At 33.0% G+C, this 12,486-nt stretch carries 12 protein-coding genes; 7 read left to right on the forward strand and 5 right to left on the reverse strand.

All coding sequences use genetic code 11. The features are described from left to right. Positions 1-18: 18 nt before the first annotated feature. Entirely contained in the window at positions 19-852 is an 834-nt protein-coding gene (locus GTH24_RS03750; RefSeq protein WP_164525967.1) for a hypothetical protein, read from the forward strand. A 46-nt stretch (positions 853-898) separates the two neighbouring features. Here the strand turns inward: GTH24_RS03750 and GTH24_RS03755 are convergent, their stop codons facing one another. Beyond that, on the reverse strand, positions 899-2,239 hold the full coding sequence (locus GTH24_RS03755; RefSeq protein WP_072069352.1) for an MATE family efflux transporter: 1,341 nt from the start codon (positions 2,237-2,239) through the stop codon (positions 899-901). Between the two features lie 200 nt (positions 2,240-2,439). On the opposite strand from GTH24_RS03755, the gene GTH24_RS03760 reads away from it, so the two are divergent. Further along, on the forward strand, positions 2,440-3,339 hold the full coding sequence (locus GTH24_RS03760) for a diaminopimelate dehydrogenase (RefSeq protein WP_164525968.1): 900 nt from the start codon (positions 2,440-2,442) through the stop codon (positions 3,337-3,339). A gap of 86 nt (positions 3,340-3,425) precedes the next feature. On the opposite strand, the gene GTH24_RS03765 is transcribed toward GTH24_RS03760, so the two are convergent. Beyond that, the gene (locus tag GTH24_RS03765) at positions 3,426-4,253 is read right to left on the reverse strand and encodes a phosphoenolpyruvate hydrolase family protein (protein ID WP_072069350.1); all 828 of its coding nucleotides are present in this window, start codon (positions 4,251-4,253) and stop codon (positions 3,426-3,428) included. 16 nt (positions 4,254-4,269) lie between these two features. Continuing rightward, positions 4,270-5,481 (reverse strand): Tm-1-like ATP-binding domain-containing protein, encoded by a 1,212-nt coding sequence (locus GTH24_RS03770; RefSeq protein ID WP_164525969.1) that lies wholly within the window; start codon positions 5,479-5,481, stop codon positions 4,270-4,272. A 231-nt stretch (positions 5,482-5,712) separates the two neighbouring features. On the opposite strand from GTH24_RS03770, the gene GTH24_RS03775 reads away from it, so the two are divergent. The 4 genes from GTH24_RS03775 (at position 5,713) to GTH24_RS03790 (ending at position 10,403) form a co-directional block, all read left to right on the forward strand. Next, positions 5,713-6,345, forward strand: coding sequence for a TetR/AcrR family transcriptional regulator (locus GTH24_RS03775; RefSeq protein ID WP_072069348.1), 633 nt, complete (start codon positions 5,713-5,715; stop codon positions 6,343-6,345). Between the two features lie 64 nt (positions 6,346-6,409). Beyond that, entirely contained in the window at positions 6,410-7,042 is a 633-nt protein-coding gene (locus GTH24_RS03780; RefSeq protein ID WP_006535016.1) for a helix-turn-helix transcriptional regulator, read from the forward strand. A 314-nt stretch (positions 7,043-7,356) separates the two neighbouring features. Then, positions 7,357-8,826, forward strand: a complete 1,470-nt coding sequence (locus tag GTH24_RS03785; RefSeq protein WP_164525970.1) for a hypothetical protein — start codon at positions 7,357-7,359, stop codon at positions 8,824-8,826. 74 nt (positions 8,827-8,900) lie between these two features. Beyond that, a complete protein-coding gene (locus tag GTH24_RS03790; RefSeq protein ID WP_164525971.1) occupies positions 8,901-10,403 on the forward strand; it encodes a hypothetical protein in 1,503 nt (500 codons plus the stop codon). Here the strand turns inward: GTH24_RS03790 and GTH24_RS03795 are convergent. Further along, complete coding sequence (locus GTH24_RS03795) at positions 10,398-10,808, reverse strand: GNAT family N-acetyltransferase (protein WP_072070994.1); 411 nt, start codon at positions 10,806-10,808, stop codon at positions 10,398-10,400. The two genes, GTH24_RS03790 and GTH24_RS03795, sit on opposite strands and share 6 nt — an antisense overlap. A 113-nt stretch (positions 10,809-10,921) precedes the next feature. Here GTH24_RS03795 and GTH24_RS03800 point away from each other — a divergent pair, with 113 nt between their 5' ends. Continuing rightward, on the forward strand, positions 10,922-11,974 hold the full coding sequence (locus GTH24_RS03800) for an AbrB family transcriptional regulator (protein ID WP_072070993.1): 1,053 nt from the start codon (positions 10,922-10,924) through the stop codon (positions 11,972-11,974). Positions 11,975-12,120: 146 nt separating this feature from the next. Here the strand turns inward: GTH24_RS03800 and GTH24_RS03805 are convergent, their stop codons facing one another. Continuing rightward, positions 12,121-12,471 (reverse strand): YacC family pilotin-like protein, encoded by a 351-nt coding sequence (locus tag GTH24_RS03805; protein ID WP_072070992.1) that lies wholly within the window; start codon positions 12,469-12,471, stop codon positions 12,121-12,123. Positions 12,472-12,486 lie beyond the last annotated feature (15 nt).

Below are 12,486 nucleotides of genomic sequence, written 5' to 3' on the forward strand. Positions count from 1 at the left end.
CTTGAAAAGATAAGCATAATGCAAAAAGAAATGCCTTCAATTTTAGCAAATCATATATCAGATGCTGAGCTCTCTATTCATAGAGACTCAGTGTTATCAATGAAAAATTCATCGCATGAATTTATTGGTGTTAAGTGTTTAAAAAGTAAAGAAATAGAGACGCTAGACGAACCAATTTATATGGACATGAGTAAAGATATCTCTTGCGTTTCTAATTCTTACGAAATGTTTTATGATAAAATCGCTGATGGCTATTTTTCTAATAAAAGTTTATTTATTAAAAGTGAAAAAGAAAATCCATTTTTTGATTTAGATAAGAAAGAGCAAGAATCAATATTTAATTATTTAAAAAACAAAGGGTTTGATACTGATAAATTAATAAATAAAGAATTGCTAGAAAATGTTATTGATAGTTCTATTAATGAGCCTATTGAAGACAATATTTATGAACCAATTTATGAACCAATTTATGAACCAATTTATGAACCAATTTATGAGCCAATTTATGAAACAATGAATCAAGATTGTTTTTTAAAAGAAAAACTAGAGCTTGTTGATGATTTATCTAAGATTATTTATAAGAATAATAAAGTGAATGGTAATTTTAAAGACAACTTAATTAAGATTATTAGCGATGTTCCATTGGGTGAATTATTTTCTTCATGTGAAAAATATGAAGAGCAGTATGAGATACAAGATTATTTTTTAATTAATAGATTTATTTATCAATTTATAGACGATTTTAATAAATCAAATAATCATAAAATTAAAGTAAATGAAGATTTAAAAAGACGTTTAAATGCTTTTATTCTTCTTGAGAGCTTAAAGTTGAAAAGTGACAATATTATCTAATAGGGGTTCCCCGATATTTTATCGGGGAAAAAAGAGAGTATTAGTACTAAATATCCAAGCGTTTAGTTTGCCACTTACGTGAACGCCAACGCCATGCGTTAGTTAAACCACGTAACCACTCATCACAAAGAAAGCCAATCCAGATACCAATCAATCCCATTTCCATCTTAATACCAAGGAAATAGCCAACCGGAATTGCCACTCCCCACATAAAACAAATTGCTGTCATCAGAGGAAATTTAGCATCGCCGGCCGCACGTAAGGCATTCACCATCACGATATTAAAAGTACGACCTGGTTCTAAAAAGACCGACAAAATAAACAGAGGAATTAATTGGTCAATAATGCGTTGATCTTCTGTAATGGAATACAAAATAGGATCACGCATAAACCAATAAATAATCACTACCCCAATCGTGAATATCACACCGGTTTTTAAACTTTTCCAGCCACGATTAAAGGCATCATCAAAGCGTTTAGCGCCAACTAAATGCCCCACAAGAATTTCATTACCAATACTAATAGCAATACCAAAGAGCATTAAAAATAATGACAATTGGAAATAGAGCGTTTGTGCTGCAAGAGGAACTTCGCCCATTAAACCAATAAAGGCGGATGCAGTCATGTAATGTAAGATCCAAACTAGATTTTCACCAGCAGCCGGTAATCCAATATGTAGGATTTTCCCCAGCATATTTTTGGACCAGATAAAGAGTTGTCTTGCTTGAAATTTAATGCGTAAGCCGTAGAACAATAATCCACATAATAAAATGACGGCAATAATACGACCAACAACAGTAGACCAAGCAACACCGACTAATCCGTATTGTGGTAAACCAAAGAAGCCATAAAGTACAATCATATTACCAATGACGGTAACAATGTTAGCAATCAATGTGACATACATGGCGGCTTTTGATTTGCCATAAACTCTTAAACATGCAGCCAGAATAATTGAAATTGCCTCAGGAATAAGACAAATGCCAATAATATGCAAGTAATTGTAGCCATCTTGAACCAAGTGAGATGGCGTATTCATTAAATTAAGAATGTTGTAGCCAAAAAAGAGAATAATTACAGCGCTACTTATCCCCAGTAATGAGTTAAATGCAATAGAGATATGGATTGCCTGACTGGCTTTTTCTTTTTTACCCGCACCTAAATATTGGGCAATAACGACGCTACATCCCACACTAATAAAACTAAAAATGGTGATGAAAAGATCAAAAACCTGGTTGCCGACGCCCATAGCGGCTAAGTAAGCGGTAGAAACGTGGCTTACCATGTAAGTATTAATTAATAGTGTGGCTAGATGTAGGAAAATATCTATAAATATTGGCCAACTAAGAGAGAAAAGCGAGCGATCCGCTACATCAGACTGATGCATTGAAAACCTTCTTAAAAACAGAGTGAAATCGATTTATTAATATAAACGTGTCGGAAGAAGGGGGATTCTACAAGGTTTATTTATAAGGGAATAGCGCAAATAATGTTTATCTGGCAAAAAAGATATTTATATGGTTTATTCATTGATAACTAATCACTATTATCATTAAGAGATGATTAACATTAAAGTCAGGGGAATTAATGAATACTAAAATAAAAGTGGCGATTGTAGGCTACGGTAATATTGGTCGATTTGCATTAGAAGCTGTCCAAGCTGCACAAGATTTTGAATTAATGGGAGTTGTTCGCCGCGATATAAACAACATCCCAGAAGAGCTGCAAAATATTACCGTAACTAACGATATTAAAACATTAGGTAATGTTGATGTTGCTCTCTTATGTTCACCAACCCGTGCAATTAAAGAATTAGCTAAATCTATTTTAGGCTTAGGCATTAATACAGTAGATAGTTTTGATGTTCACAGCGAAATTGTGTCATTAAAAACAGAATTAGATGAAGTAGCTAAAAAACATGACCGTGTTGCTGTTATTTCAGCGGGTTGGGATCCAGGTTCTGATTCTATTGTTCGTACATTAATGTTAGCCATGGCACCCAAAGGTATTACTTATACTAACTTTGGACCAGGTATGAGTATGGGGCACAGTGTTGCGGCTAAAAGCATTGAAGGTGTTAAAGATGCACTTTCAATGACTATTCCGCTAGGTACGGGCGTTCATCGCCGTATGGTTTATGTCGAATTAGAAGCGGGTGTAGATTTTAATCAAGTAGAGCAAGCGATTAAAGCTGATAGCTATTTCTCTTCTGATGAAACCCATGTGAAGCAAGTCGATTGTGTCGATAGCTTAAAAGATGTTGGGCATGGTGTTCATATGACTCATAAAGGTGTTTCGGGTAAAACACATAACCAATTATTTGAATATTCAATGCGTATTAACAACCCTGCATTGACGTCTCAATTTATGGTTTCAGCGGCAAGAGCGAGTATGAAGCAACGTGCGGGTGCTTATACCGTTATTGAAATTCCACCAGTGGATTTCTTAGCGGGTGATTTAAATACATTAATTGCAAAATTAGTCTAATTTGAATTAGGATTTTTTGCATAAAATATTGCCCACATAATGTGGGCAATATGGATTAACGCTTAGGCAAACTTGATGATTTTGAATTAGCGTTTAATACTTTTAAATTCTTTTGTTGTTGCGGTTAATGCCACTTCTGTTGGCAAACGTTCCATTGAACTTGCACCATAGAAACCATGACAATCAGGGCAATTATCTAAGATATATTGTGCATCTTCAGGGGTTGCAATCGGACCACCATGACAAAGCACAATAACATCAGCACGTACTGCTTTTGCTGCTTTTGCCCAGTCATTAATTAAAGGGACACAGTCCGCTAATGTTAATGCAGTTTCTGCACCAATGTTACCGCCAGTCGTTAATCCCATATGTGGCACAATAATATCGGCACCAGCCTCAGTCATTGCGATAGCATCTTCACGACTAAAAACATAAGGTGTGGTTAGTAGATCTTTTTCGTGAGCTTGGCGGATCATATCTACTTCAAGCCCATAACCCATACCTGTTTCTTCTAAATTGGCACGGAAATTACCATCAATTAAGCCAACCGTTGGGAAATTTTGTACGCCTGCAAAACCTGTTGCTTTGACATCATCTAAAAACTTATCAAAGTTACAGAATGGATCTGTGCCATTTACTCCTGCAAGTACAGGCGTATGTTTAACAACAGGTAATACTTCTTTTGCCATATCCATAACGATTTCATTAGCGTTGCCATAAGCCAATAAACCCGCTAAAGATCCTCGACCAGCCATACGGTAACGACCTGAATTATAAATAACAATGAGGTCAATACCACCCGCTTCTTCACATTTAGCTGACAGGCCAGTACCTGCACCACCACCAATAATTGGTTCATGGCGTGCAATCATTTCGTTGAATTTTTTTAGTAACGTTTCACGTGAATGAGTCATTCTTCTTTCTCCGTGGTTAACAAATAAGTTCCTGGTGTAAATCATAAATTTGCTGAGTAAACTCAGCTGAGTTTATGTGATAAGGACTGATGACTAATTGACGAGTCTCTGTCTCTTTAAATGTTGTTATAAATGCATCAAAAAACGCTTGGTTTGCTTTTGGGTTCCAAAAAGGACCCCCTTCAATATCCAGAGCAGAAAAACCGCCCTGTGGTAATACAAACCGCAATGGGCCTTCACACTGATTCATTTTTTCAGCGATCCAAATACCCAATTGACGGTTTTCCTCTGGTGTTGTGCGCATTAAGGTGACTTGTGCATTATGATGATAAAATTGACGCCCTTTATATTTCTCAGGAACACTAGAAGGGCGACCAAAGTTCACCATATCTAATGCGCCACAAGAACCGACATAAGGGGTTTTAGTACGGGCGATTGCACCAAAACGGTCTTCATCACAAGCAAGTACACCATCAAACAAGTAATCACACACTTCAGTTGTTGTAAGATCTAACACACTATGAAGCAGGTGACTGTCTACCAGTTTTTCCATGGCTTTGCCGCCACTTCCTGTTGCATGAAAAACAAGGCAGTCATAATTATTTTCAAGTTTTTGAGTGAGTTGTTGTACACAAGGAGTGGTTACACCAAACATTGTTAGTGCTACCGCAGGTTTATCAACAACATGCTCTTCTTGGCAAAAATAAACAGCGCCAGCGATTTGATTCGCGGCATTTCTTAAAACTTTACGAGAAATACGATTTAAGCCTGATACATCTGTAACGGAGTACATCATTGAGATATCACTTGCACCGATATAGCCTGAAATATCGCCAGACGCCATCGTCGATACCATCAATTTAGGAACACCAATTGGCAGAGATTGCATTGCTGGTGTAATCAGAGCCGTCCCCCCTGAGCCGCCTAGTCCAAGAATGGCTAAGACATCATCACAGTGAGTTAAATAGTGTTCGAAAGCGACCGACATCGCTTCTATTGCTTTTCCTCTATCACCACAGAACACAGCCTCTTGGCCATCTGGATGAAAGCGTGCAACTTCGGTTGCTGTGACATCCGCTTCTCGTGCGAGTGCCGTGGGTTTGGTTGTCAAGTCAACGGTCTTAACAGGAAGGCCTGCTTTTTTAATTAAATCACTGACATAAAAAATCTCAGCACTTTTAGTATCAAGCGTTGTGGCAATATAAATAGAACCAGCATACTGTTTCATAAGCCTTCCCATACCTTTTATAATTATCGACGGATAGATTATAATCATAATGAGACTTGAGTTTCATTTATCATAGCACTGTTTTGAGACGACCGTCTCATTATTTTTATTTTTTGTACATTAAAGGTCGATAAGGTGTAATTAATCACCTAAAGTAAACGTTAAGTGTTGTGAGTATTTCGCTTAAGATAAGCCCAGACATAAAAGTGTAGGAATAACGAAGGATTTTCTATGAGTTATAGTGATGAAACGGATGCCATGTCCGGTACACGAAAAAGAACCTATCAATTATTGGTAACAACTGCGTTGGGGCTTTTTGAGCAAGGAATGTTACCGACAGTGTCAGAGTTAGCTGCACATGCCGGTGTTTCGAGGGCAACCGCATATCGTTATTTTCCCACACAAAGTGATTTAATTAGTGCCACAGTTGATGCAAGTTTAGCGCCGATCATTGCATGGACACCAACTCCCGAAGATAATACGCAACAACGCATCACTGAGTTGCTCAATCTTGCCTATCCACAGATGTTTAAACATGAAGGCGCACTGCGTGGTGCTTTGCAAGTTTCATTACAGCAATGGGCAAAAGAGAGACAATCGAGTGAATATGCAGAAAAACGATTTATTCGTGGTCACCGTAAAGAGATTTTACTCAAAGTTATTGAACCTTTAAAAGCACACTATCCTCAAGAAATGTGGGATAAGGTGATTAAATCGTTCTCTTTAATTTATGGGTCAGAAGTCTTTTTGGTAATGAAAGATATCTGGAAAATGGATGATCAACAGGTCATTGATATGACTCAATGGATGGCAAAAGCTATTCTAAATCAGGCAAAATCTGATTATCCTGCAGATAACGATTAATTATTTGAATAAATCGGTTAAAATTGTATAAATCATTTACGTTTTAGCTATTGCAGGGATCGTTATGTCACACAAAACAGAAGACCAAGAGTGGCTGGTAGAACAACTACAATTTATTGCACAAGGCATTGGTAAAACATTATCGCCTTTCTGTGAGGTTGTACTTCATGATCTAACTGATAGTGAAAATACCATTATGGTCATTGAAAATAATCTATCAGGTAGAAAAGTTGGGGATAGAGCAACAGAATTGGGAATGGCACGTATTGAATCGTCTGACTTTCCACAAATTGTGGCTAATTACCCAAATCAATTTCCTGATGGTAGAACCGCAAAAAGTACGTCTATCGGTATTAAAGATAAACAAGGGAATTATGTTGCGGCATTATGCTTAAATATTGATATTTCAATGATCAAAGGATTGCAAATGGTACTAAACCAATTTGCAACCCTTGAAGAAGGTAATGACATTATTGAAACCTTTAGCTCAGTGACAGAAGATTCGCTGAAAAAACGTATTGATGAATTTTCAGCAACTTATTCTGTTACACCAAGAGCATTAAAACCGCATCAGCGACGTGAATTGCTATTGTGTTTACAGGATGAAGGTTATCTTTCACTGCGTAAGGCAATGGAAATTACAGCGCAGTATTTAGGCGTTTCAAGGGCAACGGTGTATAACGATTTAAAAGAATAAAACAAGAGGCATTTTTTAAAAGACACCCCAAAAAAAGATATCACTTAGTTGATATCTTTTTTTGGGGTGTCTTTTTTTTAAATAATATATCGTGTTTTTATTGAAAGTTATTAATTGATTACTATTGTGCGATTTTTACAAACTTAAAAAAAATTAAGGGATAAACTATTTGTAATAATCTTTATTACGGGTGATAAAATGAAAAAAATTGATGTAGTTAAAGTCCCATTACCTACAACTTTCCATCATGTGGATAATAAAAAAATCAGTATTCTAATTTTAGAAATTCATTATATTCTGTTTCTAACAATGACATGAACTTTAGTAAAATAAATGATGAGAGAACATCAGAAAAGGATATTTCAGCGCATATAGAACGTTGTGAAAATAAATTAGATAAAGATAATTATCCGGTTATTATTCCGATAAATACGGATGATAAATTTAGAAAAATGCTTTCTATAATTCAACAAACTGTTGAAGCATTAAATGAAGAAAATGATTTTAATAGAACAGGAAGTAATAGCTTAGAAAAACAAAACAGCATAAATAAACTACCTGATTGGATCACAGCGTCAGGGAGAAAAGAATTAAATGTTCATGAAGATATTCAATTAAAAAAAGAGAAGAAAAGAAGCATTAAAAACTTATTTAAACCTTTAATTTCTCCTTTTAAATTTATCAATAGAAATCTACTGCCTTTAAGAATAAACCCTGTAAATCTAAATGTTAATCAAGCATTAAGTGAGTTTAAACTTGATTCAATATCAGGAAATAACAAACCTGTTGATAAATTCATTCAACGCTTAAATGAATTAAATAACACATTTACCAAAAATACAGATAAAGTAATAAATAGAAAAAATAATAATAAAAATATAGATAATATAATAAAATATCAAACATTAGAAAGAGCATTAGAATGTAAACTTATTAATGATGTTAAAATACTAAAAAATGAGTTTATTGCTGACTTGGCTAAAAGTAAATTTGAAGAAAAGTATGCTGGTTTACCCTCTGAAATTAATAGTAAATTGAATTTAATTCTTAAGGAAGGAACTGATGATATAAACAAGAATATAGGTATGGTTTTTTCTAGGGATACAGTTAATGAACTAAAAAATTTACTAAGAGATAGAATAAATACATTAAATGAAAATATTGATATAGATAGTATTATTATGAAAACATTTGATTCATTAATGAGTGAGAAAAGTAGGGCTGATATTATTTCTGAATCTAATGGCGATTTTAAAAACATTAAAAATATTATATCTTTAACATTAACAAAAGAGTTATATAATCAATTGTCACAAAATAAAGATTTTATTGGTGAGGAAGATACTATTTCTAAAGCAGGTAATTTGATTAGGATGATAAATAAAGATATCTCTAAAAATATAGGTGGTGCAACAAAGAGAATTATAAAATCATTGGATAAAAGTTTTTATGAAAATATAAAAAGTAATGAAAGAGGTAATGAATTACTTACTCGAATTTTTAAAAATACGAGCAATAACATTAATTATAAATGGGCTCAAGATGCAATAGTTTTATTAATTAGTTATCAGACATTTGAAAACCAAGAAAGTAAAATAATTTCTTATACAAACAATGGCGTAAGAGATTTAGGGGGATCGGGTGTTGTGAGTACTAAAAATACAGAAATAGAAAATGATTTAAAGGGTATTTTTAATCGAATAGGTTTGGATGCGAATAACTTGGATAGTTCTAAAGATGAAGTGTTGAGAAAATATTTTTCAAATTACTTTGAAAATATATAATTATTTTATTAAATGTTTTTTATTTATATGCGTAATAATAAAGTTATATTGATTTACATATGGATGGATAACCTATGATTGTTAAAACAAATTTATTTGAACCAAAATTATTATTTTTAAATAAACCGCATTACTTTCCAAAAAAGGAAAGTTATATTTTCACAAAAAATATAAGTGAAATAAAAAATACGCCTGTCATACCTTCTTTTGGTAAGAAAATTATTCAGTCATTGACTTCTTTATTCCATAAACTAGAGATTCATTTTCTTATAAGAGATATAAAAAATAATAAACAATCTAGTATTGTAGATATAAGTAAACATAGTCACATCTTTAATGGAGTAGATAATGAAATAAATAAAAAAGAGTGTGAAATAAAGAATTTACCAGATAAGGAAAATGAAATAAGAAATAAAAATTTAAACACTATAAGTAACATAATTTCTCATGCAAATGATAAATTTGATTTCTATAGTTACTGTGATTATTTGACTGAAGTAAAAAGAGCTAAAGATTTTTTTTCAGCACAAGATGATATAGGAAAAGAAGGCTCTGATAATAAGTTAATTGTAGAATGTTTAAATGAAATTATTAAAAATAGAATTAATGCAATAAATAATGATAGTATAAAAAATATATTTAAATTAATAAATTCTAAGTTTAAATTTGAAAACATTCATTTAAATAAAAAATATGATTTTATATATAATTTTTCAACAGAAAAAGAAAGAGATAATTTTATAAAATCAATGAATATTTTACTTATTGCTATCGAAGAAGTTCAAGTTCTTAATAAATTTGATAATAATATAAAAAATAAAATAGAAAGTAAATTATCTACTATTATGATGATGGCTCTTGATAAAAAGGTGGGGAGTGAATGTTCCTTTAATGATTTAATGCAAGAATGGATAGGAAAATATATTAGTGATAACCATAATGCGATAAAAAGAAATATGACTGTAGATACAGCTACACAAGTAGATACAGCTACACAAGTAGATACAGAAATACCAGAATATACAGTCATACTTAATGATTTTGAGACGGAAGAAATAATAGAAATGCCTAAAAAAGCACCTAAAAAAGACTTGGGTGATAAATATATTAATGTTGATTATTTTGATGTTGGAGATTATAAACCAATATTAGAAAGTAAAGCAGAAAATGTAAATGAGATAGATAAGGATGATAATTCAGATATTGATAATTATAAACTAATATCAGAAAGTAAAATAGATAATAAAAGTGAAATAGATGAAGATGATGATTTGGATTTTCAATGGGATTATGAAGGTTTTAATATAAATCATGTTCATGAGGAAAAATTAGAATTGGATATTTTAATGAGGGAAATAGACAGTCTTAATTCAGAGTTAAAGTCAAATGAAAAATTCAATAAAATAATAAATAAATTAGACTCAATTATTCTCGATATAGATGAAAGTTCTACTGAAGGAGAAACTACTTTGAATTTAGATGAGAAGGTAAAATATTCAAAAGATAATTATCGATTGTTTTTTGAGAAGGAGGGAAATACTAATGAAATAAGTGAAGAAAATAACAAAAAACTATAAATCTTTCCTTAAATAATATTTTTTATCACTAACCGGATAATTTTCTAACGTACCAAATATTTCAAATCCCTGCTTTTGATAAAAAGGCAGGGCTTGAAAGCTAAAGGTATCAACTTCAGCATATTTGGCACCTTTTTCTTTTGCCGTGTTTTCCATTGTTTGCAGTAATTCTGTACCTATGTTTTGTTCACGATAGGCTTTATCTACCCACAAATAACGAATACGTAGCCAATTTCCTAAAATATCCCCAGAGATCCCACCTATTTTTTTACCATTCTCTTCCTTAAAAACAGCAAGTGGCGTGTATTGATCTATATGAATATAGTTGAGGTTATGTGTTAACAAACCTTCATAAATTTCATTGATCTCATTTGATGTGGGATTTGTAGTTATTTTCAGCGACATAATCGGCTCTATGTATTAAAAAAAATAATAATTACTTTATCACTATTTGGTTATTAAATATTTATACAAATGCTAGGATGGAAACAATAATTAAAAAAACTGAGTAACACAACATGTCGTTTTTAAAAACTCTACCAGGTATTCTATTTTGTGCATTAATAGGTGGTGTTCTTACCCTTTCTGGTTTGCCCATGGCGCTGATGTTTGGGCCGATCCTTGTTGTCATTATTGCTTACCGCTTTAAATGGGAGCTTGCGGTTCCTAAACATACATTAACGTTTATTCAACTGACTTTAGGTACATCGGTTGGCTTAATGTTTAACCAAGTTCATTTAGGCAGTGCTGACAACTTAATTATTCTTTTACTCACTCTTGTTGTTTGTTTAGCTATTCAGTTTTTTGTGAGTTATTTTTGGTTCCATCGCCATATTGGTTGGACGAAAGAAGAGTCGATGTTAGGTGCTGTACCTGGTGCTATGGCTGCTATTTTGGCATTGACTGATCACACTAAAACACCACCCCAAAAAATTGTTATTTCTCATACTATTCGTTTAATGGTATTGATTATTCTGGCGGGTTTTATTGTGGGATCTGATAAAGCCAATATGCCTGAGTTTGCTATACCCGAAATGACACTGGTTTCATTTTTGTGGTTATTATTGATTGTAGCTTTAGGGTTAGGTACTGGGCTTTTATTACAGAAAATCCGATTCCCGGCACCCTTTATGTTGACTTCATTAGGTAGTGCAATATTTATTCAATCTTTTATCAGTGAACCTATTGCCTTTCCAATGTTACTTAATGAATTGAGCATGGTTTTAATTGGCATGAATATCGGGGCTCATTTTGTTGTTTTCCCATTTTCCTCACTAATTAAAAATGCTTTTTCTTCTGTTCAAGTAGTTATTATTAATGTGATTTTAACGGTAATAGTAGCATATGGAGCAGCTTATCTAACGGGTGTTCCTTGGGCAACATTAGTATTAGCATGGGCGCCGGGAAGTATGGAAGCCATGACTTTTGCCGCTATCACAATGAACGTGGATGCCGCTTTTGTAATGTCGAATCATATTTTTAGAATGTTGATTATTCAAAGTATTCCTTCTGTGGCTCTGTATTGGAATGAGTATAGGCAGAAGAAAAATAATCAGCACAAAAAGGAATAAAGAGCAGGAAAAGAAATAAAGAGCAGGAAAAGAAAGTCAGTTTCTTTGATAACCTCTAATTAGTTGCTTTATATGGTTCTTGTTAATAAGCAAGCTATTCCAAGAGGCTATCTTTTTCTATTTATCTCAATGTTACTCAACAGGTATTAATAATTTAATAGACTTAATGACTTATTCGCGAGTAGCTGACATTTCTTATTATGTGACACTTCAATACCTTTTAAATCATTGTAACTGTCTTCATTTAATTGGCTCATTGGTAATGTTGAATAATTACTGACATCCCATTGTTGCGAGCGAGAAAAGACCATTAAGGCTCTTTCAATTTTAGACTTTGATATTTGCTCATAACCACAATCTTTATTTAAAAAAAGGTAGATTGCGGTTAAATCTGCCAAGTCTTCTGCTTGTGTGTAGGTTAACGCTTTTGCGCCCGAAGAAAAGAGCATAGAAAAAGAAAGTGTTAGCGTGCAGAACAAGGCGAACATTTTTTTCATTAGGTGTGTTGTTCC

The sequence above is a fragment of the Proteus vulgaris genome, from assembly GCF_011045815.1.
GTDB classification, from domain to species: domain Bacteria; phylum Pseudomonadota; class Gammaproteobacteria; order Enterobacterales; family Enterobacteriaceae; genus Proteus; species Proteus vulgaris_B.